This window comes from Pseudomonas sp. LB3P25, assembly GCF_054897985.1.
In genome coordinates, this window is record NZ_CM142711.1 from 4,212,069 (window position 1) to 4,236,832 (window position 24,764).

Consider the following 24,764-nt stretch of genomic DNA (forward strand, 5'->3'; position numbering starts at 1 on the left):
TTCAGAGGCTGGCATCGACCATGCCGTGACGAACCGCCAACAGCGTCAACTCGACATCGCTGCTGATCGAAAGCTTTTCGAAAATGCGGTAACGGTAAGTGTTCACGGTTTTTGGCGACAGACACAGTTTGTCGGAAATGATCTGGACCTTCTGGCAGCCGACAATCATCAGCGCGATCTGGATTTCCCGCTCCGACAAGGCGTCGAATGGCGAATCATTGGTCGGCTGGAAGGATTTGATCGCCAGTTGCTGTGCAATTTGCGGGCTGATGTAGCGCTGCCCGGCAAACACCAGGCGGATAGCCTGGACCATTTCCGGCAGCCCGGCCCCCTTGGTCAGATAACCCGCGGCACCGGCCTGCAACAACCGCGTCGGAAACGGATCTTCTTCGCACACGGTGACCGCGACGACTTTGATATCCGGATGACTGCGCAATAATTTGCGTGTGGCTTCAAGACCGCCGATACCGGGCATCTTGACGTCCATCAGCACCACATCGGGTTTCAACTCACGCGCCTTGAGCAGGGATTCTTCGCCTGACTCAGCCTGGCCGACTACTTGCAGGCCATCGATGTCAGCCAGCATTCGTGTAATGCCTGTACGAACGAGATCATGGTCATCGACTACTAGCACCCTAATCAAGCAGACACCTCGCGATATGGTCTTATTGGGTTGCCGACACCTTAGCAAAAAGCGACTGGCAGACCTAGCGGCAAGCGTCATATAAAAAGTTTCAATACATCTTGAAAGGCTTGTCGTATGCGTGTTTCAGCCAGACGAGGCATCGATATCGCGCTGCATTCTCAGGAAACACTGGTCTGTGCCGACCACCTTCAGACCCTTTCTCTCATACAACGCCTGCGCGGGATTATTTTCAAACACCGTCAAACGCAATGCCGGACGCCGTTCCTTGCACGCCATGGCGAATACCTGATCAATTGCCCAGGAACCGGCGCCCTGCCCTCGAAACGCTTCGAGGACGTGCAGTTCGCGGATGTACAGGGCTTTGGCGTCACGACTCAGACTGAAAAAACCCAACACGGTACTGCCACTCACAATCAACCAGTTCTTGCGCCCGGCCCAGCCAACATCGAACCCTTCGTCCTGCCACAGCAGATCGTGCTGAATGTAATAGCGGAGCATGTTGTTGCGGGTCAGTTCACGAGCGAAGTCGAGGTCCCGGAGCGTCGCCGGACGTAATTCAAATACCATCACCCCAATGCAACCTCCACTAATTGCCCTTTCCAGCCGTCAGCGTTGCGTCGAGCAACGACCATCAGGTTACCGGTTCCGGGTGCAGACGCAATCAGCGAGCCGTCAGACGCCCAGATCGCGCTGCGTCCTGCCGACTCCCAACCACCCGTTGCACCGCCATGGTTAGCCATCAGGACCGCCATTGAATGAGCGCTGGCGTAACCTTGCAACAACGCGGTATCCGGGGCGTAGCCGTTTTCCGTGATCAGCACGCCCGCCGCATAGAGATCGGCGCCTTGCTGCGCCGCTGCGGCGGCATGACTGGCGTGAGAGAAATCCGCACACACCGCCAGCGCGACCGTATCGGCACCGATTGTCAGGGTCGAACCGCCGGTTCCCGGTGCAAAGGCCACCTCCTCGCCTGGATGCAGATGTTGCTTGCTGTAGATCCTGAGCGATCCATCAGCGCCCAACACCAGTGCCCCAATCAATACGGGCGAATCCTCTGACAGGCGAATCGGCATGCCGACGACAGTCGTCACACCGACTTCCCGCGCGAAATCCCGTAGCGGTTGCAGAACCTCGGCGTCTGGCGCAATGGCCAATTGAGCCGCAAGTCCACGCTCGTACCCGGTCAGCGATAACTCCGGGAACACCAGCAATTGCACGCCCTGCTCCGCAGCTACTTGAATGAAGCGCCGATGCCACACAATGTTTGCGGCAAGGTTACCGGCAATGGAGATCGATTGAGCAGCGGCGATGATCAGTGGCGTCATGGTTCGTCCTTGTGACGTTGTTCGTAAGCGGAGCACAAAGTGTGTCACAACCGGCGACGCACTCAAGCGATAGAAAATGCCGCCAGTGATCGATAGCATTTTCTGATTGAATCGGTGTACCAGCCTCGAGTAAGCTCGGCGCATTCATCGGAGAAAGACCATGTCCAGCACCCTCTCACCGCTTCATACCGTCAGCGCCTTGCGCTCGGTGGCGGCTGCCCGGGTGAATGACGTTTGTGCTCCGGTCAGCTTTTATTTTGGGTATTGGTTTAGCCACTGGCGCGCCTGATACCCACACGGCGCCCACTTTAAACGGGTCGCCACCAGAGAATTCTCAACCCCCGGTCGGCTTCCCGACCGGGGGTTTTGTTTTTTCAGCCCCGCACATATTTAGCGACACACCAGACAACCAGAGGATTCAAAAATGAACTACGCCACTTATTACCGTTACGACAGTTTTACCGCCTGGCGATTTAGCAGCCTCCGCTCGGGACAGCCTGCCGCCTCCGATCGGTCACCCACAGGTGGCAAGCACACACACGCAGCCAATCCGGCCAATTGTCGAACACCCCAGTAGGGCCGAGTGCGCGGGAACGAACCCGCCGCCAGCCCAGGAAGCCCGAATATGAACTCGTCCGTCTCTGCTCTGCCGCTGTCCACCTTGAGCCCTGCCAATGAAGCGCTGACCCTGCGCCTACCCAGCTCATTGCAACTCAAACAGCAATTGCCACTCAGCAATGTCCTGAGCCAGCAAGTCGCCGCTCACCGCCAAGCGGTTCGCGCGATCCTCAACGGTGAAGACTCCCGTCTGCTGGTCATTGTTGGCCCCTGCTCGATTCACGATCCTCATTCCGCCCTCGAATACGCCGGCAACCTCGCACGCCTCGCCGCCGACGTCAGCGATGAAATGCTGCTGGTGATGCGCGCCTACGTCGAAAAACCCCGCACCACCATCGGATGGAAAGGCCTGGCCTACGACCCGCAGCTTGATGGCAGCGACGACATGGCCAGCGGCTTGACGCTGTCCCGCGAGCTGATGCGCGAAATGCTCCGCCTGGGACTGCCGATTGCCACCGAACTGCTGCAACCGATGGTCGCCGGCTACTTCGATGACCTGCTGAGCTGGGTCGCTATTGGCGCTCGCACCACCGAATCGCAGATCCATCGGGAAATGGCCAGCGGCCTGGGCATGCCGGTCGGCTTCAAGAACGGCACCGATGGTGGTGTCGGTGTTGCCAGCGACGCCATGCGCTCGGCCGCCCATCCCCATCGCCATTTCGGTGTCGACAGCCAGGGTCATCCGGCAATCATTCAGACGCCGGGCAATCCCGACACCCACCTGGTGCTGCGTGGCGGACACCGCGGGCCGAACTACGACCGCGACAGCGTCGCCCAGGTGAACAGCGATTTGACCCAACTGAAGATCCCGGCCCGGATCATGGTCGACTGCAGCCATGCCAACAGCGGCAAGGACCCGTTGCGTCAGCCAGCAGTGTTTAACGATGTGCTTGAACAGCGCCTGCAAGGTGATCGATCACTGATCGGCATGATGATCGAGAGTCATCTGTTCGAAGGCTGCCAACCGCTGGGGCCGTCAATGCGTTACGGCGTCTCAGTAACGGACGGCTGCCTTGGCTGGAACGGGACGGAATTACTGTTGCGCCAGGCAGCCGACCGGCTCAGAACGCAGAGCAGCGATCAACAATCGGCGTGAGCCACACCCTCGTCCAGTCCTCCCATCGAGGACTGGACGTCGGAATCGAGACACGATTAACAGGCAAAGGGTGTTCCCGGAGTAGGCCATCGCAGTAAAACGCTCTGTTACAGATAAAAAGATGTCCAAATATTCCGACCAAGACCTCATGTACTTTCGAACTTTCGTACATTTTCTATTCCGTTTTCATCAGGTTACAGCGGCTTCTTCATACAACGCCGAACAGCTGGTGTGCTTTAGAGTGAGCCCATCAACACACCTCTGAACGACTGCGAAAAAGGAAAGAACATGCTACGGAATGCAACTACTCAGTATCCGATCCTGTTGGTCCACGGGCTCTTCGGCTTCGACCGCATCGGCAAGGTCGAACTCTTTCATGACGTCAAGCAGGCCCTCAGGAGTGCAGGCGCAAGAGTGTTTATCCCGCACGTGTCGGCTACCCATAGCAATGAAGTCCGAGGCGACCAACTTCTGGCGCAGATCGAACGGGTACTGGAAGGAACCGGTGCGAACAAAGTCAACCTGATCGGCCACAGCCAAGGCGCACTCGCCGCACGTTATGCGGCAGCGACAGCGCCGGAGGCAATCGCTTCGGTGACGTCCGTCAGCGGACCGAATCACGGATCGGAACTGGCCGACTTCTTGCGCAAGGCGCTGACGCCCGGGCGCCTGCCGGAACATGTCGCCGCGACGGTTGCAACGTTGTTTGCAGACTTTCTATCGTTGCTCAGCGGCCACCGTCACCTGCCGCAGAATGCCATCGCCGCGCTGAATGCCCTGACCACCGAAGGCGTAGGCGCGTTCAACGACAAATACCCCCAGGGGTTGCCGAAAACCTGGGGTGGCAAGGGTCGCGAACGGGTCAACGGCGTACGTTATTACTCCTGGAGCGGCACCCTGCAGGGCGACCTCCTCGACAAAGGGCTTGATGCACTGACTCCGCTGCACGGGTTTCTCCGTGCCTTTTCCCACTACTTCACCACCGAACCCGAGCAGAACGACGGCCTGGTTGGCCGCTACAGCTCTCATTTAGGCAAAGTCATCCGTTCCGACTACCCGCTGGATCATCTGGACAGCCTCAGTCAAACCGGCGGTCCGCTGCGCAAGGGCATCGACCCGATTGCCCTGTATGTGCAACATGCCGAGCGCCTGAGAAATGCCGGCCTATAAAGAAATGCCATACCGGCCTGCAGGGTCTGAACGGAACTTTGAGGAGAAATAGACCACTGAATCCGGTAGGCTCCGCACTTTACTGAACATTGAAAGGAGTATTTTCCCATGGCCAAAGCCACTGCCCGTCACATCCTCGTTGCCAGCGAAGCCAAGTGCAACGAATTGAAAGCCCAAATCGAAGGCGGCGCTGATTTCGCCGAAGTCGCCAAAGCCAACTCCACGTGCCCGTCCAGCCGCCAGGGCGGTGATCTGGGTTCGTTCGGTCCAGGCCAGATGGTCAAGGAATTCGACGCCGTGGTCTTCAGCGCACCGATCAACGTGGTGCAAGGCCCGGTCAAGACCCAGTTTGGTTACCACCTGCTGGAAGTGACCAGCCGTCAGGACTGATCAACCCTTGGTTTTCTGCACAACGGCCCGCCTTTTGGTGGGCCGTTGTGTTTGGGATATGTGATACGGGTGGCGAGGGACGCGCCGCTAGCGTACAAATTGCGGTTATTGACCACCCGGCTCTAAGGCTGACAATGCGACTGGCTTTCCCTACTTTATTGTTCACTGCCGTGGCCCTGTTGTTGGGCGCCGCAGGTGTGAATGCAGCACCGCAACATGCGTTGACCGTGTACGGTGAACCGGCGAAGTATCCTGCCGGCTTTAGTCATTTTGCCTACACAAACCCGCAAGCCCCCAAGGGTGGCACGATGCGCCGCTCGGCAATCGAAATCGGTCATTTCGATCATATGTTGCCTTACATCGACAAAGGCATTGGCGTCACACAGATCGACGGCCTGCTTTACTCGCCCCTCGCCCAGCGTTCACTGGACGAGCCTTACACCGTGTACGGTCTGGTGGCTTCGATGATGGAGCGCTCGGACGACGGTTTGTTCCTGCGCTTCTACCTGAACCCCAAGGCCCGTTTCGCGGACGGCAAACCGATCACGGCCGAAGACGTGCGCTACACCTTCGACCTGTTGATGACCCAGGGCAGCCTGCGTTATCGCACCCAATTTGCCGACGTTAAAGGCGTCGAAGTGGAATCACCTCTGACGGTTCGGTTCGACTTGAAAAGCAATGAAAACCGTACCCTGCCCCTTGATATCGCGACCTTGCCGGTGTTTCCCGAGCATTGGTGGAAGACTCGCGACTTCGCCAATGGTGGCGGTTACGAGCCACCTTTGGGCAGCGGCCCCTACAGGGTGAGCAAGGTCGACTCCGGTCGCAGCATCACCTTCGAGCGCAATGCCGATTGGTGGGGCAAGGATTTACCGGTCAGCCGCGGCCTCTACAACTTCGATCATTTCAGCATCGAGTACTTCGGCGATACCGACGTCGCCCGCCAGGTTCTGCGCGGCGGTGCCTACGACTACAACCGCGAATTCTCCGCCACCGCTTACTCCATCGGCTACGACGGCCCGGCCCTGAGTGACGGGCGCCTGCAAAAGGCGCATCTGGCAACACAAGCCCCCCAACCGGCTCAGGGCTTTGTGTTCAACCTGCAAAACCCGCTATTCCAGGACCGTCGAGTGCGTCAGGCGCTAGTCATGCTCTGGGATTTCGAGTGGAGCAACCGGCAGATGATGCGCGACATGTACATCCGCCAGCAGAGCTTCTTTTCCAACACCGACCTCGCCGCCCGACACCTGCCGGATGCCGGCGAGCTGGCGATTCTCGAACCCCTGCGCGGGCAGATCCCCGACGAGGTGTTCACCCAGGTTTTCGAAGCACCGAAAACTGATGGCAGCGGCGTGATACGCGACAAACAGTTGCAGGCACTCGATTTGCTCGAACAGGCCGGCTGGAAACCCGATGGCGATCAACTGGTCAACGCCGATGGCACGCCACTGAGTTTCACTTTCCTGGTCAGCCAAAACGGCATGGACCGATTGTTGCTGCCTTATAAGCGCACCCTGAAACAGATCGGCATCGACCTGAACATCCGCCGCATCGACTCGTCCCAATACGTGAATCGCCTGATGAGCCGCGACTACGACATGATCGTCACCGGCTACCCGGTCACGACTTCGCCCGGGGGTGAACTGCTCAATTACTTCGGCTCGGTCTCGGCCAACGACCCTGGCGCCAATAACTACATGGTGTTGAAAAATCCGGCGGTCGACACACTGATCACCGGGCTGGTTCGCGCCACCACCCAACCCGAGATGCTGCACTACGCCCACGCGCTGGACCGGGTGCTGCAATGGAACTACTACTGGATTCCCAACTATTACCCGCCGGGCACCTCCACCGTGTGGTGGAATCGTTTCGGCAGGCCCAACGAGCAGGCGAGTAATGACGAAGCCATCGAGAGCTGGTGGGAAATCAGCACCACGCCGCTGACCAACCAACAGATGACCGCTGAGCAAATCCGCCGTGGCAAACCCGGAGGGCCGCACTGATGTGGGCTTATATATTGCGGCGTCTGCTGCTGATCATTCCGACGCTGGTGATCATTCTTCTGGTCAACTTCATCATCGTCCAGGCCGCGCCGGGCGGCCCGGTGGAACAGGCCATCGCGCACTTGCAAGGCATCGGCGGCGCGAGTGTCGGCGGCGGTTCCGGCGAACGCATGTCCGGCACCTCCCGATCCAGTCGCGGCCTCGACCCGCAACTGATCAAGGAAATCGAAAAGCAATACGGCTTCGATAAGCCGGCGCACGAACGCCTGTGGCTGATGCTCACCAGTTACGCGCGCCTGGACTTCGGCAAGAGCTTTTTCCGCGGTGCCACCGTCACTGATCTGATCCTCGATAAAATGCCGGTGACCATTTCCCTCGGGCTCTGGGCAACGCTGATCACCTACCTGGTGTCGATTCCTTTGGGCATCCGCAAGGCCGTGCACCACGGCAGCCATTTCGATATCTGGAGCAGCACCGCGATCGTCATCGGCTACGCCATGCCAGCGTTCCTGTTCGCGATGTTCCTGATCGTGGTCTTCGCCGGCGGCACCTCGCTGAACTGGTTCCCAGTGCGCGGGCTGGTCTCGGACAACTTCGAATCGCTGTCGACCGTGGGCAAAATCGCCGATTACTTCTGGCACTTGGTGCTACCGGTGACGGCTCTGGTGATCGGCGGGTTCGCCACGCTGACCATTCTGACCAAGAACTCGTTCCTCAATGAAATCACGCGCCAGTACGTGGTCACCGCCCGCGCCAAGGGTCTGAGCGAACGCCGAGTGCTTTACGGTCACGTGTTTCGCAACGCCATGCTGCTGGTGGTCTCGGGGATTCCCCAGGCGTTTATCAGCGTATTTTTCGCCGGTTCGCTGCTGATCGAAGTGATTTTCTCCCTAGACGGCCTGGGGCGCATGAGTTACGAAGCCGCGGTTTCACGGGACTATCCGGTGGTATTCGGCTCGCTGTTCATCTTCACGCTGTTCGGTCTCTTGATAAAACTCGTCGGCGACCTCTGCTACACCCTCGTCGACCCGCGCATCGACTTCGCCGCGAGGAACGCCTGATGTTCAAGCTCTCGCCGTTGGGTCGTCGTCGTTTCGAGCGATTCAAGAAAAACCGTCGCGGCTGGTGGTCGCTGTGGTTGTTTGTCGGCCTGTTCCTGCTGACTCTCGGCGGCGAGCTGATCGCCAACGACAAACCGCTGATCGTCAGCTATCAGGGCTCACTCTACTTCCCGGCCCTGAAGCGTCATACCGAGCAGGAATTTGGCGGGCAACTGCCGTTCCAGGCGGACTACCGCAGCGATTATGTGCAGAAGCTGATTCACAAGGACGGTGGCTGGATGCTGTTCCCGCCGATCCCCTTCAGCGACGACACGCCGAACTATGACCTGAATCAACCAGCACCTAGCCCGCCGACGAAGGTCAACTGGCTGGGTACCGACGACCAGGCGCGGGACGTGTTGGCCCGAGTGATTTTCGGCGCGCGGGTATCGATCCTGTTTGCCTTGATGCTGACCTTTGTCAGCGCACTGATCGGCATCGCTGCCGGCGCCCTGCAAGGCTATTACGGTGGCTGGGTCGACCTGATCGGTCAACGGTTGCTGGAGGTTTGGTCGGGGCTGCCGGTGCTGTACCTGCTGATTATCCTGTCGGGGTTCGTCGAGCCAAATTTCTGGTGGCTGCTGGGGATCATGGCGCTGTTTTCCTGGTTGGCCCTGGTGGACGTGGTGCGCGCCGAGTTCCTGCGCGGACGCAACCTGGAATACGTCAAAGCCGCGCGTGCGCTGGGTCTGACCGACCGCAAGGTTATCGTCCGGCACATCCTGCCCAACGCAATGAACGCGACGCTGAGTTATCTGCCGTTCATTCTGACCGGGGCAATCTCGACCCTCACGGCACTGGACTTCCTCGGTTTCGGCATGCCGGCCGGCAGTGCATCGCTGGGCGAGTTGATCGGTCAAGGCAAGCAGAACCTGCAAGCGCCGTGGCTGGGGCTGACGGCGTTTTTCACCCTGGCGCTGATTCTTTCTTTACTGGTGTTTATCGGGGAGGCGTTACGTGACGCTTTCGATCCACGATCTTGATCCTTGGCCATGACGCGGACTGTTGATATGAGTAACAACCTGATCGAAATCCGTGACCTGCGCGTCGCCTTCAGTGGCCAGACCGTGGTGCGCAATCTGTGCCTGGACATCCGCCCCGGTGAATGTCTGGCGCTGGTGGGTGAGTCGGGCTGCGGCAAGTCGGTGACCGCTCACTCGATCCTGCAATTGCTGCCCGAGACCGGCACCGAAACCACGGGCAGTATTCGCTACCGTGGCCGGGAGCTGGTCGGCGCTCCGGCCAAGGTATTGCGAGAACTGCGGGGTAACCGTATCGCGATGATCTTCCAGGAGCCGATGACCTCGCTCAACCCATTGCACAGCATCGAAAAGCAGATTGGCGAAACCCTGCTGTTGCACAAGGGCCTGGCCGGCAAAGCGGCGCAAGCGCGGATACTCGAGTTGCTGCATCTGGTGGGCATTCAGAAGCCCAAAGAGCGGCTCAAGGCCTATCCCCATCAATTGTCCGGCGGCCAGCGGCAACGAGTGATGATCGCCATGGCCCTGGCCTGCGAACCGGAATTGCTGATCGCCGACGAACCGACCACAGCGCTGGACGTGACGGTGCAGCGCAAGATCCTGCTGCTGCTTAAATCCCTGCAACAGCGTCTCGGCATGTCGCTGCTGCTAATCAGCCACGACCTCAATCTGGTGCGCAGCATTGCCCAACGAGTCTGCGTGATGAAGGCCGGGGAAATCGTCGAGCAGGCGCCTTGCGAAACACTGTTTACCGAACCGAAACATCCTTACAGCTGCATCTTGCTGAACGCCGAACCTGAAGGTGAAGCGCTGCCCCGGGACGAGCGCGAGAACGTGCTGGAAGTGGACAATCTGCGCGTTCAGTTTGCTCTCGGTGGCGGGCTGTTTCAGCGCAAGACTTACCTGAAAGCAGTGGATGGCATCAGCCTCAACATTCAACGCGGCAAGACGCTGGGCATTGTGGGCGAATCGGGTTCCGGCAAGTCGACGCTGGGTCAGGCGATCCTGCGCTTGCTCGATTCCGAAGGCGGCATTCGCTTTCAGGGTGAAGCGCTGGACGGCCTGACGCAAAAACAGCTGCGGCCGTGGCGCAAGAAAATGCAGGTGGTGTTTCAGGACCCGTTCGGCAGCCTCAGCCCGCGAATGTCCGTGGCGCAGATCATCAGTGAAGGCCTTGAGGTGCATAGCCAGTTGACGGCTGACGAATGCAAAGCCGAAGTTATTCGCGCACTGGAGGAAGTCGGCCTCGACCCGCAAAGCCGCCATCGCTACCCGCACGAGTTCTCCGGCGGCCAACGCCAACGCATTGCCATCGCTCGGGCGCTGGTGCTGAAACCGGCGCTGATCCTGTTGGACGAACCGACCTCGGCGCTGGATCGCACGGTGCAAAAACAAGTGGTCGCCCTCCTCCGCCAGCTTCAGGAAAAACATGGCCTGACCTACCTGTTCATCAGCCACGACCTGGCGGTGGTGCGCGCACTGGCTCACGACATGATCGTGATCAAGGACGGCAAAGTGGTGGAAAGCGGTGCCAGCCACGACGTGTTTGAATCGCCGCAGCATCCGTATACCAAAGAGCTGTTGGCTGCGGCGCATCCTGGGTAGGCATAATGCCCCGAAAAGATCGCAGCCTGCGGCAGCTCCTACGCCGATCGCATTTCTCTGTAGGAGCTGCCGCAGGCTGCGATCTTTTGATCTCGACCTTCGACAATGGATGCCGCAATGAACACCACCGAAAGCCTCAAGGACTACCAGCGCGTTCGTTTGCTGGCGATCCGTTCGTTGTTCGAGATCATCGAGCAGTCCAGCGAAGGCACGGTGATTGTCGACCGCGATGCCAACATCGTCTGGATGAACGAGCGCTATGCCCGACGCTTCGGCCTGGAATCGGCGGAAGTGGCGATCGGCAAGGCCTGCGAAAGCGTGATCCCCGGCAGTCTGTTGCGCGAGGTGGTGCGCACCGGTCGGCCGATACTGCTCGACATGCAGGACACCCCCAAAGAGCCACTGGTGGTGATGCGCCTGCCGATTCATGACGACGCCGGTGTGGTGATCGGCGCCATCGGGTTTGCGCTGTTCGACGAATTGCGCAGCCTCTCGCCGATGCTCAAGCGCTACATGAGCATGCAGGAAGAACTGGCGTCCACCCGCTCGCTGTTGCGGGCGCGGCAGACCAAATACAACTTCGCCCACTTCATCGGCACCAGCGCCGCCAGCCTGGAAGTCAAACGCCGCGCCCGACGCAGTGCCAGTGCCGAGTCCCCGGTGTTGCTGCTCGGTGAAACCGGCACCGGCAAAGAGCTGCTGGCTCAGGCGATCCACGGCGCTTCGCCGCGCGCGCACAAAGCCTTTGTCAGCATCAACAGCGCGGCGATTCCCGAATCGTTACTGGAAGCGGAATTCTTCGGCACCGCGCCCGGCGCGTTTACCGGCGCCGATCGCAAGGGCCGCGCCGGCAAGTTGCAAATTGCCCAGGGCGGCACCCTGTTCCTCGATGAAATCGGCGACATGCCGTTGCCACTGCAAAGCAAATTGCTGCGGGTACTGCAGGAAAAAGAATTCGAGCCGGTGGGCTCCAACGAAGTGATCCAGAGTGACGTGCGGGTCATCGCTGCGACCTCAACGGATCTGGAAGCGGCGATCAAACGCGGCGAATTTCGCGCCGACCTGTATTACCGCTTAAACGTGCTGCCGATCCAGGTCCCGCCGCTGCGTGATCGGCTCGATGACCTGCCAGCCCTCAGTGAAGCGATCCTTGAGGAACTGCGCAGTCAACACGAATTGAACCGCGAAGCGCTGGACCTGCTGGGTCAACATGCCTGGCCGGGAAATATTCGCGAGCTGCGCAACGTGCTGGAGCGGGCGGCATTGCTCAGTGATGACTTGATGCTGAATACCACGGATATCCGCGCGGCAATAGGAACGTTTACACCGGTAGAGCGTGCCGTGCCGTTGGCGATTGAGGCGGTTGCGCACGAAACCTTCAGTGAGGCCCGGGAGCGGTTTGATCGGCAATTGATTGAATCTGCCCTTGCCCAATGCGGGGGTAAAGTGATTGAAGCGGCGGCGCGGCTGGGCTTGGGGCGGTCAACTTTGTATAAGAAGATGGTGGCGCTGGGGATTGCAGAGTCTCCTTAATGAGACAAAAATCTCCATCGATAGACAGACCTTCGCGAGCAGGCTCGCTCCCACTCTTGATTGCATTTCTACAGGTTGAACACTCAACCTGTGGGAGCGAGCCTGCTCGCGAAGAGGCCTTCAAAATCGACACATGTCTCCAAATAGAGACGAAAACCTCAAGCGCATCATAAAAATCTGAAAAAAATCCATATATTTCAATGTCTTAACCATCTGGCACGAAACTCGCTAAAGCCCTCTCCCACAACAGACCCACCCTACAAAAATAACAATCCAGGAGACACACCATGAGTGTGATCATTGCCTTGGCAGCCCTCGCGCTGCTGATGCTCGCGGCTTACCGTGGCTACAGCGTTATCCTCTTTGCCCCGATTGCCGCCCTCGGCGCCGTTCTGCTCACCGACCCTTCCGCCGTCGCCCCTGCCTTCACCGGGGTGTTCATGGAGAAAATGGTCGGCTTCATCAAACTGTATTTCCCGGTGTTCCTGCTCGGTGCGGTGTTCGGCAAGCTGATCGAACTGTCGGGCTTCTCGCGCTCCATCGTCGCCGCGGCGATTCGCCTGCTCGGCACCCGTCAGGCGATGCTGGTGATCGTGCTGGTCTGCGCCCTGCTGACTTACGGCGGCGTGTCGCTGTTCGTGGTGGTGTTCGCGGTCTACCCGTTTGCCGCTGAAATGTTCCGCCAGAGCAATATTCCCAAGCGACTCATCCCGGCGACCATCGCCCTCGGCGCATTCTCGTTCACCATGGACGCCCTCCCCGGCACTCCGCAAATCCAGAACATCATCCCTAGCACCTTCTTCAACACCACCGCCTGGGCCGCGCCCTGGCTGGGCCTGATCGGCGCGATCTTCGTGGTCTGCGCCGGCATGCTGTTTCTCCAGCGCCAGCGCAACAAGGCGCAGCACGCCGGTGAAGGGTATGGCACCGATTTGCGCAACGAGCCGGAAACCGCTGCCGACATCAAACTGCCCAATCCGTGGATCGCCGTGTCGCCGCTGCTGGCCGTTGGCATCATGAACCTGCTGTTTACCCAGTGGATTCCACAGTGGTACGGCAAAACCCACAGCCTCGCGCTGCCGGGCATGGCCGCGCCGGTAACCACCGACATCGCCAAACTCACGGCGATCTGGGCCGTTCAGGCAGCCTTGCTGGTCGGCATCATCATGGTGCTGGTATTCGGCTTCCAGGCGATTCGCGGCAAACTCGCCGAGGGCAGTAGAAGTGCGGTCGGCGGTTCGTTGCTGGCGGCGATGAACACCGCGTCGGAGTACGGCTTTGGCGCAGTGATCGCCTCCTTGCCGGGTTTCCTGGTATTGGCCGACTGGCTCAAAAGCATTCCCAATCCGCTGGTCAACGAAGCGATTACCGTGACCCTGCTGGCCGGCATCACCGGTTCCGCATCGGGCGGTATGAGTATCGCGCTGGCGGCCATGGCCAATGACTTCATCGCAGCGGCCCATGCCGCCAACATCCCGCTGGAAGTGCTGCACCGGGTGGCCGCGATGGCCAGTGGCGGCATGGACACCCTGCCGCACAACGGCGCGGTGATTACCTTGCTGGCGGTCACCGGCCTGACCCACCGCGAAGCCTACAAAGACATTTTCTGTATTACGCTGATCAAGACCCTGGCGGTTTTTGTGGTGATCGGTACTTTCTACGCCACTGGCATTGTGTGAGGTATTCATGACGACTCTTTCGGGCAAGACTGCACTGGTCACCGGTTCCACCAGCGGCATCGGCCTGGGCATCGCCCTCAGCCTGGCCAAGGCTGGCGCCAACGTGGTCCTCAATGGTTTCGGCGATGCCTCCAAGGTCATCGCTGAGGTCCAGCAGTACGGTGGCAAGGTCGGTCATCACCCGGCCGACGTGAGCAACCCTGAGCAGATCGCCGACATGATTGCCTACGCCGAGCGTGAGTTCGGCGGCATCGACATTCTGGTCAACAACGCCGGCATCCAGCACGTGGCATCGGTGGAAGATTTCCCGGTGGAGCGCTGGGACTCGATCATCGCGATCAACCTGTCGTCGGTCTTTCACAGCACCCGCCTGTGCCTGCCGCGCATGCGTGCCAAGAACTGGGGCCGGATCATCAACATCGCCTCGGTGCATGGTCAGGTCGGCTCGGTGGGCAAGGCGGCTTACGTGGCGGCCAAGCATGGCGTCATCGGCTTGACCAAGGTGGTCGGGCTGGAAACGGCCACCACAAACGTCACCTGCAACGCCATCTGCCCCGGTTGGGTGCTGACGCCACTGGTGCAGAAGCAGATTGATGATCGCATTGCCAAAGGGATCGACCCGCAGCAGGCGCAGCATGATTTGCTGGCCGAGAAGCAGCCTTCGCTGGAGTTTGTAACGCCACCACAATTGGGCGAACTGGTGCTGTTTTTGTGCAGTGAGGCCGGTAGTCAGGTGCGTGGCGCGGCGTGGAATATTGATGGTGGGTGGTTGGCGCAGTAACCAACCGCTAAATCGCGTTATCGTTCTTCGCGAGCAGGCTCGCTCCCACATTGAAATGCGATCCCCCTGTGGGAGCGAGCCTGCTCGCGAATGGACCTGAAGACATAAGAAGAGGCAAGCCATGTCCGACATCCTCTGGCAACCCAGCGCCAAGCGCATCGGCAAGACCCGCATGGAGGCCTTTCGGCGCTTCATCAAGCAGCGACACAACCTCCACGTCGACGACTACCCTGCCCTGCATCAATGGTCCATCGATCAGCGGGTCGCGTTCTGGCAAGCCATCGTCGATTTCTTCGACATCCGTTTCCACGATCAACCGGACGCTGTGCTGGTGGAAAGCCCACAAATGCCCAGCGCCCAATGGTTTCCCGGTGCCACCCTGAACTTCGCCGAGCACCTGCTGCGCCGTCGCGACGATGCCGTGGCAGTGGTGGCCATCGGTGAAAACGGCCAGCGTGAACAGTTGACCTGGGCCGAACTGGCGGAGCATGTCGCCGGTTTCCAAAACAGCTTGATCGCCGCCGGCGTCGTCGTTGGCGACCGCGTGGCCGCCTGCATGCCGAACACCTGGCAAACCCTGGTGGCCATGCTCGCCACCACCAGCCTGGGGGCGATCTGGTCCTGTTCTTCGCCGGACTTTGGCACTCAGGGCGTCATTGATCGCTTCGGCCAGATCGAGCCGACAGTGCTGATCACCTGCGCCGGTTACCGCTATGCCGGCAAGGACATCGACCAGACCGCCAAGGTCAATGAAATCCTCGAACGCTTGCCGTCCTTGCAGCAGTTGATTGTTGTGCCTTACGCCCGACCGCAAGCGCGCATCGAACACTTCCACACCCAGGCCAATGTGACGCTCTGGGATGATTTCTACGACATGGGCGGCGAACCGGATTTCGTCGCCGTGCCCTTCGCTCATCCGCTGTACATCCTCTATTCCAGCGGCACCACGGGCGTGCCGAAATGCATCATTCACAGCACCGGCGGCGTGTTGCTGCAACACGTCAAGGAACATGGCCTGCATTGCGATCTCGGCCCCGGCGACCGGTTGTTTTACTACACCACCTGCGGCTGGATGATGTGGAACTGGCTGGTCTCGGCGCTGGCCGTGGACAGCGCGGTGGTGCTGTACGACGGCTCGCCGTTTCATCCCGACCCCGAACGCCTGATCGACCTGATTGACGACGAACGCATCAGTGTTTTTGGCACCAGCCCCAAGTACCTCGCGACCCTGGAAAGCAACGGCGTCAAACCTCGCGAAAGCCATGAGCTGAGCAGCCTTAAAACCCTGCTCTGCACCGGTTCCGCGTTGTCGCCCCAGAGTTACGACTACGTCTACCGCGACCTCAAGCCTGACCTGTGCCTGGCCTCGATGTCTGGCGGCACTGACATCGTTTCGTGCTTTGTGAACAGCAATCCGCTGCAACCGGTGCGCCGTGGCGAGATACAGGGCAAAAGCCTGGGCATGGCGGTAGAAGTCTGGAACGACGACGGCCAGCCTGTAATCGGCGAGAAAGGTGAGCTGGTGTGCACCCGGCACTTCCCGGCAATGCCCATCGGATTTTGGAATGACCCGCAGCACGAAAAGCTTCGCGCCTCGTATTTCAGTCAGTTCCCCGGCGTCTGGGCCCAAGGCGATTACGCGGAACAATTGCCCCATGGCGCGATGATGATCCACGGACGCTCCGACGCCGTACTCAACCCCGGCGGCGTGCGCATCGGCACCGCGGAAATCTACCGTCAGGTGGAGAAAGTCCCGCAAGTGCTGGACAGCGTGGCCATTGGTCAGCAATGGCAGGATGACGTGCGGGTCGTGCTGTTCGTGCGGTTGCGCGACGGTGTCGAACTGGACGAAGCGCTGCAACAGCAGATCCGCCAGGTCATCCGCGCCAACACCACACCGCGGCATGTGCCGGCGAAGATTGTCGCGGTGACGGACATTCCACGGACGATCAGTGGCAAGGTTGTCGAGTTGGCGGTGAGGAATGTGGTGCATGGTCAGAAGGTGAAGAACACCGATGCGCTGGCCAATCCCGAGGCGCTGGAGCAGTTTCGGAATCGTCCGGAGCTGGACGATTGAAATGCCCCAGCGCTGCACCTGAGAAGTAAGCGTTGCTGGTAGATGCCGCAGTAGCAACTGCGGCATCGGCGTTAATCTCAATCGGTATTCAGATTCACCAACACTTCAGTATCAATGGCGCGGTTGGCACTGCCGCCAATCGCTGCCGTCATGATGCCGATATTTTTTAGATACGCCGGTTTGTCACTCACCAATTGGTTGAGCAATGCCGTTGTCAGTGCGTAAGAGTCAGCATTTTTCAGGGCTTTGGCGCTGTCGTGGTAACGGGCCGGTACTTCATCGGCCGACACTGGCTGGCGACCTGAAGCAAGGTTCAACAAAGAAGCCACGTCCAATTCGGGATTGCCCCGTGCCTGCGAGTGGGTGGCGGAGATCAGATCGACAGTATCAGGCCCACCACGGAACATTTCATGGATCAGATCATCGGCAATCGCGCCGTATTTCCGGCCCGACAAATCAAAACGGTCATTAAGGTTACGGGGATCGATGGTCATGTATGGCTGGTTTCCGGCCATGCCAGCGCCTTTCCATACCTTGTATTGGTCAGGGTTTAAAGCAACGATGCTGTGATCATCTCTCGCACTGTCCAGAACAAAATTACTGCCGGAGATGCCGTTGAAGTCCGTTTTGAGGATTCTCAAGAAGGCGAGCATATCGTCACGAGCTTGCGGTGTGCTTCCCAGCAGCAGGCCGATCGCAAGATTGGTCTCATGCTCGAGGCGTGGCGACGTCAGCGCCATGATCGCGTTGTCTATTTTTTTGCCCGCAACCGGCAGGCTGTGCTGAATAATCTGGCGTGTATAGCTCAAAGGCAACGCTCTGTGGGGCCTGGGTACCGAGAACATATGCTTGAAGTCGAAGTTGACCAATCGCTTGCCCCACGGCCGGCCGTGACGATTGACGGCGTACCATTGGTCATTGTTGCGGATGGCACACACGCTCAATGCGTCAGCCGTACTGCCGCGAGGCCGCCACGTGCCTTGTGCAATGTGCGGCAGGTTGACCCCTTGAATCAGATCCACGGACTGAGCTTTACCGGTCAGCTTGCGCAACTGGAATGTTGCCGCTTCTACCACTTGAGTACCTTGCCTGCCTAACTTCAATCCACTTCTGCAAAGTCCTTGCGCGCCCCGGTACGCCAAGGTTGGCAAACCGTCGATCGGATTGAAAACCGACACCGTCAGGCCCACGCCGAACTTTGCAAAACTGGCGACCTTCGCCGTCAGGGACACTGTTCTCGCCGCAATGCTCATGACTTTGGTCGCCACGCCAACAGCAGAAGCGGCAATGCCGATACCGTCCATGATGCAGCCAAACACGCCATCGACGACCCGGTTCTTTTCGCCGGAAGCGATGTCCTCGATGCATTTTTTAAACGGTACGACCAGATCAACAACGTAGTTCACCACTTTTTCCGTGGTGGCATGAGTCTGTTCTCGTTTAGTCAGTACCGTGGCCACTTCCTTGAGTTCATCTTCGGTCGCCAAAGGACGATGAGTAACAATGAACTGCGCAATCCAGTTGAATTGCGGGTTCATGAAGTTTTGATAGGCGCTCCGCTTACTCACGAATCGGTTGCCCGCCGTCTCCGTTCCCAGTTTTTCTATGACAGCGGTGCTGGTGGGGTTGATGCTGGCTTCGACGCCTTGGGTATAGCTTTTTAGATCGATCGGAAGATGAAACGGAGTAATCGCCGGCGTCAGTTCCGTCATATCCCCCGTGAAATCCAGCCTTGCAGGTGTTTTCATTTTTTTTGAGTCGCGGATGATCTCACCCAACCGGACATTCTTCCGACATTCCCCGCGCAAGGTGAAGAGCTCATAGCACGTCACTTCATTATTGCCATGGCTCGCGTACAAGACGATGCCATAACGACCGGTTGCCGCGTCCTTGCTTGCCTGATTTTCTCCAGGCTTAGAAGGACGCGTGTTGACTCCGGTCAAACCAACAGAACTGGCCGACTGTTGCATCGGAACACTGACCGAAGGTCGGACCGTAAAAAAGGTAACGTTTTCGTTTTGAAAGACCTCGCGATCACGACTTGGCATTTGCGACAAGGCCAATTTTATATTGGTCACCAACGCCGTATGGAGTTGGTTGTGATGACTTAATACTAGATTTTCAAAATGGCGCTGATTGGACTCCAGGTAGTACAGTTGCAGGTATCTTTCGTAGATGCTCCGGGCATTGTGCAAGTCCCATTCACCCACCGCCAATTGGCCTTCTACATGCAGGTCTACCATGGACATCTTGTAGGATTGCCCCGTTTTGTCGGTGTAGTGCCTTAGGACTTCCTGCTCCAAAAAATCACACCCTGGTGCCGCGATTTTCAAATTCGCCAGCGCAACGTCCCGTCGGCTCGGTAGCGGAGCGGACAATGCGCTGGACACCTGGCCCAACCCTTCAAGATGTGTTTGATAAACGGACACGGCGTTTTCACAGGTTTCTTTGGCGGATGCAGTCAATGTTTCATGGGTGATCACCTCGTTGAGCAACGCCCAATCGACAATCGACTCGACGGCCGCCAAGCCTTGCAACTGTGCCATTGACTGACTGACAGGCTCAACGTCAGCACATTTCATGACCTGGTCATACGTCATGAAGCGTGAAGCGCCTTTGGAACCCAGTTCGACCAAGGCCACAGACTGCGAAAAAACCGTCCAACCCACCGAGCCTGCCAAAAGCCCTTGGGGTATGTCCTTGACCAGGAGCGCCGGGGCTATTTGTGCCAACAGCAGCTGCGAGGCCAGTGGCGCGGCTTCGCGGGAAACCCTTTTGTTGTTGACCAGGTAGCCCTCCAACCCCTGGCGAATACTGTCCGAGGGGCTGTCGACATACTCCGCGGCAAAAACATCATGAGTCCCCACATGATTTCGCTGCTCGACGTTGCCGATGCCCGGATCGAGATCAAGCAGAATCGCCGTAACGAGCAGTTGTTCAAGTTCCTCTTCGTTTACTGTTTCGCCGGTGTTCGCCCCATACCAACCCAAAGCCTTAAGGTATTTTTTAGCGTAAGCCTTAGAGGAAGGGTGCCCCACCAAATACGCTATTGATTCATTGGCGCTCTGCCAATTGACGGTGCCGGAGAACGCTGGCTCAACATTTCTAAATAACGTGTCGAGCAAACTCTCGTTCATGGGCACAAATGTGGCGGTCAGTGCGCGGATTTCCGCGTACTGTGTGTCAGTCAGTACGACTGACGAACTGTCATGGCCGGTAAGTTGTTCCCAGTAGTTACTAAGGTGATCACCAACGGGCCACTCCATTTCCAGAAAGGAAAGCAGGTTTTTAATCTGCGCAACGTTCTGCGGTACATCCAGTTCGTGAAAACGCAGCCATTGAAGGACACCCACAACATCATCAGCCCATATTTCCCCGCCTGCCGCCTTTGCAGCATCCACCAAGCTGGCAAACCAAGGCCCCATTACCGCGTCGGTAGTGAAGTAGTGGGCAACATCCTTGTCACCCTGATCGCCAAGAACAATCATATGACCATCGCTGGTAACAGCAACAATATGGCGCTCTTCTATGCGCTCCTGTGCAAACATATTTTGTACTGCATCCGATCGAAGCATCTCTATCAACAGCATGCTGGCGGGACGGTACACCTTATCGAGCGACGAGCCCACCTGCAGCGTGACATCGAAGTCGTCACAATTAACGAGTTCGTTATCGGATTTATTCTCAATACCTGACCTGAGCGCAGCAATTAACGCTGCGCGCTCGACTTTATCTGCTTCATGACACAACAAATATTCATTAGCCGCTGCAAGAGTGGAGCGACTCAAATTATTTCTAACTTTCATAGCATGACCTTAGTTCAACTTCCGATGTGTTATCTAACCGGAACGAACTTTACCCACAACTTAAATGCCATCAACCAGCAAACTGTTAGCTCAAATTACAACCCATTTTCAGGCAGCGCTATTTTTTCGCGCTTAACACAACAACACGATCAGCCGTTATTCAACTAACCCCCACTCTCCGGGCGCTAATTTCTGAGTAGCTGTTGTATCTTCATGAAGTTTCAAACGCAGTCTCAAGTTATTGACGGAGTCTGCATATTTCAACGCTTCTGCTTCATCAATTGCCCCCTCAGCGACCAGATCGAATAGCGCACCATCAAACGTCTGCATGCCCACATCACCAGACTTCTCCATAATCCCCTTGAGTTCGGAAAACTCATTGCGCCGGATCAGGTCCCCAATCGTCGGCGTGCCCAGCATCACTTCCACCGCCGCCCGTCGCTGGCCGTCACGGGTACGCACCAAGCGCTGGGAAACGAACGCCTTGAGGTTGTTACCCAGGTCGTGCAGCAACTGCGGCCGTCGCTCTTCGGGGAAGAAGTTGATAATCCGGTCCAGCGCCTGATGGGCGTTGTGCGCATGCAGGGTGGAAATCACCAGATGCCCGGTATCGGCAAACGCCAGCGCGTGCTCCATCGTCTCGCGGTCACGGATTTCGCCGATCAGCACGACGTCCGGTGCCTGACGCAGGGTATTTTTCAATGCGGCATGAAAACTGCGGGTATCGACGCCGACCTCACGCTGGTTGATGATCGACTTCTTGTGCCGATGGATGTACTCGACCGGGTCTTCGATGGTGATGATGTGGCCACTGCTGTGGCGATTGCGGTAGTCGATCAGTGCTGCCAGCGAGGTTGACTTGCCCGAGTCTGTAGCGCCGACGAACAGCATCAGTCCTTGTTTGAGCATCACCGTTTCGAGCAGCACCGACGGCAGTTTAAGGTCTTCGAAACGCGGAATGTCGAGTTTGATGTTGCGGGCCACGATCGACACATCGTTGCGTTGTTTGAAGATATTGACCCGAAAGCGCCCGACACCTGTCAAAGAGATCGCCAGGTTCATCTCCAGTTCCCGATCGAACTCCAGACGCTGTTCGGCGTCCATCACGGACGCGGCAATGGCTGCAATTTCTCCCGGTTTGAACGGCTGATCCGCCACGGGTTTGAGCGCACCCTCGAACCGTGCGCAGGGTGGCGCACCGGTGGACAGATAAAGATCGGAGCCATTCTGGCTGGCCAGGAGCATTAACAGTGCATCGATTTCCATGGCAAAAAGCACCCGCGAAGCATTCAATGAATAAAAATGACCGCAAATGGATCATCCAGCGTCTACTGCGGTACAAGGATAGTTGACACCGCCACACCGACTTAAGTGCAGGACATCTTGATGAACGCATCACCGACCGGCAGCGATGCCCAGGCCTTGATTGCCCGACTGGACTGGAGACGCAGCCCGCTGGGCGCTGCCAATACCTGGCCGCAGAGCCTGCGAACCGCCGTGGATATCGTGATTCATTCGCCGATGCCCATGCTGTTGCTGTGGGGCCCGCAGCTCACGCAGATCTACAACGACGGCTTCGCCCTGTTGGCCGGCAGCAAGCATCCACACGCATTCGGACAGCCGACACACCTGATCTGGCCAGAGTTAAAAGACTTTACCGACCCCATTTACAGCGCCGTCCTACAAGGACAGGTGCGGACCTACAGCGAACAGCGCTTTACCTTGCAGCGTAATGGCCATGACTCTGACTTCTGGCTGGACCTGACCTACAGCCCCATCCGCGATGAAAGCGCCCAGGTCGCCGGGATTCTGGTCACAGCCATCGAAACCAACGAACGCCGACGTATCGCCCTCGAACTCGAACAGCGTTCGGCCGCCAGCCTCAAGGCCCAGCACGAAACCGAGGAGCGTCTGCAACTGGCCCTCGCCGCCACCGACGCCGTCGGCACCTGGGACTGGGACATCGGCGAAGACCGCTTCATTGCCGACACCCGCTTCGCCCAATTACACGGTATCGACCCGCTGCTCGCCAATCAGTTGCCTATCAGCGCCTACCTCCAAGGCGTGCATCCAGAAGACCGCGCCATGGTCGCCCGCAGCATCAAGCACTCCATCACCCACGGCACCGAGTACGCCGAGGAGTATCGCCTGCTGCAACCCGACGGTCAGCTGCGCTGGGTATTTGCCCGGGGTCGTTGCTACAAGGACCACCATGGCCGGCCGATTCGCTTCCTCGGCGCTGCCCTGGACCTGACCGAACGTAAACACACCGAACAAGCCTTGCGGCAAAGTCAGACCGAGCTGCAACTGATCATCAACGCCATGCCGATCCTGATCAGCTACGTGGACCGCGAGGAACGCTTTCGCCTGAACAATGCGGCCTACCTCGACTGGTACGGGCTCACGCCTCAGGAGCTCTTTGGCAAAACCATCCGTGAAGTACTGGGTGAAGAAGCCTATGCCTTGCGCGCCGAATACATCGCCCAGGCGCTGTCCGGCAAGCCTTGTTGTTTCAGCATCAGCACCCCGCACCGTGACGGCAGCATCCGCCATGCCCTGATGAACTACTTGCCGCGCCACGGTGCGGATGGCGCGGTCAATGGTTTCTATATCTTTGTGATTGACGAAACAGAGCGCAAACAGACCGAAGAAGCCCTGCGCAACCTCAACGAAACGCTCGAGGAGCGAGTCGCCGCCCGCACCCAACAATTGGCCGAAGCCAACCAACGACTGCAGAACGAGATGTTCGAACGCGAGCGCGCCGAAGAGGCGTTGCGGCATGCGCAGAAGATGGAAGCGCTCGGCCAGCTCACCGGCGGCATCGCCCATGACTTCAACAATATGCTCACCGGGATCATCGGCAGCCTCGACTTGATGCAGCGCTACATCGCTGACGGGCGCGTCGCCGAGGTGGGCCGTTTCAGCGAGGCGGCAGTGTCCTCGGCCAACCGCGCCGCCGCCCTGACCCATCGCCTGCTGGCGTTTTCCCGGCGTCAGTCACTGGATCGCAAGCCGCTGAACGCCAATGATCTGATCCATTCTCTGGAAGACCTGCTCAGCCGGACCAAGGGCGACCACATCGAGCTCAAACTGCAACTGGCCGATGACGTCTGGCCGGTCAGCACCGACGTCAGCCAGCTGGAAAACGCCCTGCTCAATCTGGTGATCAACGCCCGGGACGCCATGCCCGATGGCGGCGAGTTGCGCATTGAAACCGCCAACGTTTACCTCGACAGCAGTGACATCAACACCCTGGAACCGGTCAAGGCCGGGGATTACCTGATGATTGCCGTCAGCGACAACGGTAGCGGCATGACACCGTCGGTGCTGGCCAAGGCCTTCGAACCGTTCTTCACCACCAAACCCATCGGCCAGGGCACCGGTCTTGGACTGTCGATGATCTATGGTTTTGCCCAGCAGTCGGGTGGTCATGTCAGCCTGTTCAGCTTGCCCGGCCAAGGCACCAGCGTTCGTTTGTACCTGCCGCGGCTGCACGCCTCAGAGCCCGAAAACATCCTGATGCCGGTCACCAGCGAGGCGCCGGCCGCGATTGCCGGTGAAACCGTGGTGTTGGTGGAGGACGATCCGGCGGTGCGCATGCTGGTGCTCGACCTGCTCAACGAGCTGGGTTACCACGCCCATGAAGCCAAAGACGCGAAGACCGCCCTGCCCCTGCTGGAATCCGACCTGCGGGTCGATTTGCTGGTCACCGATGTCGGGCTGCCGGGGATGAACGGTCGGCAACTGGCGGAGATTGCGCGCCAGCACCGCCCCGAACTCAAAGTGCTGTTCATGACCGGTTACGCGGAAAAAGCCTCCGAGCGCCAGGGCTTCCTGGAGGAAGGCATGGACATGGTGGCCAAGCCCTTTTCCATTGACCTGTTGGCCAACAAGATTCGCGCGATGATCGGTCAACCGCACTGAGTTAAGGCATAATCGCGCGCCCCCCCGCTGG

General features: G+C 58.5%; 17 protein-coding genes. 12 read left to right on the top strand and 5 right to left on the bottom strand.

All coding sequences use genetic code 11. The features are described from left to right. Position 1: 1 nt before the first annotated feature. The 3 genes from gacA to ACYZTW_RS19220 all read right to left on the bottom strand — a co-directional run bounded on the left by gacA (position 2) and on the right by ACYZTW_RS19220 (position 1,971). The gene (gacA, locus tag ACYZTW_RS19210; protein WP_008015884.1) at positions 2–643 is read right to left on the bottom strand and encodes a response regulator transcription factor GacA; all 642 of its coding nucleotides are present in this window, start codon (positions 641–643) and stop codon (positions 2–4) included. 126 nt (positions 644–769) lie between these two features. Beyond that, positions 770–1,213 carry a GNAT family N-acetyltransferase gene (locus ACYZTW_RS19215; RefSeq protein WP_462001333.1) on the bottom strand — a complete coding sequence of 148 codons (444 nt, stop codon included), beginning with the start codon at positions 1,211–1,213 and terminating at the stop codon, positions 770–772. Next, positions 1,213–1,971 carry a carbon-nitrogen hydrolase family protein gene (locus tag ACYZTW_RS19220; RefSeq protein ID WP_462001334.1) on the bottom strand — a complete coding sequence of 253 codons (759 nt, stop codon included), beginning with the start codon at positions 1,969–1,971 and terminating at the stop codon, positions 1,213–1,215. Before ACYZTW_RS19220 ends, ACYZTW_RS19215 begins: the two co-directional genes overlap by 1 nt. A gap of 625 nt (positions 1,972–2,596) precedes the next feature. Here ACYZTW_RS19220 and ACYZTW_RS19225 point away from each other — a divergent pair. The 11 genes from ACYZTW_RS19225 to ACYZTW_RS19275 all read left to right on the top strand — a co-directional run bounded on the left by ACYZTW_RS19225 (position 2,597) and on the right by ACYZTW_RS19275 (position 17,003). After that, positions 2,597–3,685, top strand: coding sequence for a 3-deoxy-7-phosphoheptulonate synthase (locus tag ACYZTW_RS19225; protein WP_462001335.1), 1,089 nt, complete (start codon positions 2,597–2,599; stop codon positions 3,683–3,685). A gap of 288 nt (positions 3,686–3,973) precedes the next feature. Further along, complete coding sequence (locus tag ACYZTW_RS19230) at positions 3,974–4,855, top strand: lipase family alpha/beta hydrolase (RefSeq protein ID WP_462001336.1); 882 nt, start codon at positions 3,974–3,976, stop codon at positions 4,853–4,855. A gap of 108 nt (positions 4,856–4,963) precedes the next feature. Further along, complete coding sequence (locus tag ACYZTW_RS19235) at positions 4,964–5,245, top strand: peptidylprolyl isomerase (protein WP_046048458.1); 282 nt, start codon at positions 4,964–4,966, stop codon at positions 5,243–5,245. Between the two features lie 134 nt (positions 5,246–5,379). Further along, positions 5,380–7,248: an extracellular solute-binding protein gene (locus tag ACYZTW_RS19240; protein WP_462001337.1), complete on the top strand. Its 1,869-nt coding sequence runs from the start codon at positions 5,380–5,382 to the stop codon at positions 7,246–7,248. Further along, complete coding sequence (locus ACYZTW_RS19245; protein WP_462001338.1) at positions 7,248–8,309, top strand: microcin C ABC transporter permease YejB; 1,062 nt, start codon at positions 7,248–7,250, stop codon at positions 8,307–8,309. Before ACYZTW_RS19240 ends, ACYZTW_RS19245 begins: the two co-directional genes overlap by 1 nt. Then, on the top strand, positions 8,309–9,331 hold the full coding sequence (locus ACYZTW_RS19250) for an ABC transporter permease (RefSeq protein ID WP_033061673.1): 1,023 nt from the start codon (positions 8,309–8,311) through the stop codon (positions 9,329–9,331). Before ACYZTW_RS19245 ends, ACYZTW_RS19250 begins: the two co-directional genes overlap by 1 nt. Positions 9,332–9,358: 27 nt before the next feature. Continuing rightward, positions 9,359–10,933, top strand: coding sequence for an ABC transporter ATP-binding protein (locus ACYZTW_RS19255; protein ID WP_462001339.1), 1,575 nt, complete (start codon positions 9,359–9,361; stop codon positions 10,931–10,933). Between the two features lie 117 nt (positions 10,934–11,050). Further along, complete coding sequence (locus tag ACYZTW_RS19260; protein ID WP_462001340.1) at positions 11,051–12,466, top strand: sigma-54 interaction domain-containing protein; 1,416 nt, start codon at positions 11,051–11,053, stop codon at positions 12,464–12,466. A gap of 287 nt (positions 12,467–12,753) precedes the next feature. Next, complete coding sequence (locus ACYZTW_RS19265; RefSeq protein WP_462001341.1) at positions 12,754–14,145, top strand: GntP family permease; 1,392 nt, start codon at positions 12,754–12,756, stop codon at positions 14,143–14,145. Positions 14,146–14,152: 7 nt separating this feature from the next. Then, positions 14,153–14,926 (top strand): 3-hydroxybutyrate dehydrogenase, encoded by a 774-nt coding sequence (gene hbdH / locus ACYZTW_RS19270; RefSeq protein ID WP_462001342.1) that lies wholly within the window; start codon positions 14,153–14,155, stop codon positions 14,924–14,926. 121 nt (positions 14,927–15,047) lie between these two features. Then, the gene (locus ACYZTW_RS19275) at positions 15,048–17,003 is read left to right on the top strand and encodes an acetoacetate--CoA ligase (protein ID WP_462001343.1); all 1,956 of its coding nucleotides are present in this window, start codon (positions 15,048–15,050) and stop codon (positions 17,001–17,003) included. 77 nt (positions 17,004–17,080) lie between these two features. Here the strand turns inward: ACYZTW_RS19275 and ACYZTW_RS19280 are convergent, their stop codons facing one another. Next, on the bottom strand, positions 17,081–20,809 hold the full coding sequence (locus ACYZTW_RS19280) for a hypothetical protein (RefSeq protein WP_462001344.1): 3,729 nt from the start codon (positions 20,807–20,809) through the stop codon (positions 17,081–17,083). A gap of 156 nt (positions 20,810–20,965) precedes the next feature. Next, positions 20,966–22,075 (bottom strand): PilT/PilU family type 4a pilus ATPase, encoded by a 1,110-nt coding sequence (locus ACYZTW_RS19285; RefSeq protein WP_462001345.1) that lies wholly within the window; start codon positions 22,073–22,075, stop codon positions 20,966–20,968. Between the two features lie 120 nt (positions 22,076–22,195). Between ACYZTW_RS19285 and ACYZTW_RS19290 the strand changes: the two genes are divergently transcribed. Next, positions 22,196–24,733, top strand: coding sequence for a hybrid sensor histidine kinase/response regulator (locus tag ACYZTW_RS19290; protein WP_462001346.1), 2,538 nt, complete (start codon positions 22,196–22,198; stop codon positions 24,731–24,733). Positions 24,734–24,764 lie beyond the last annotated feature (31 nt).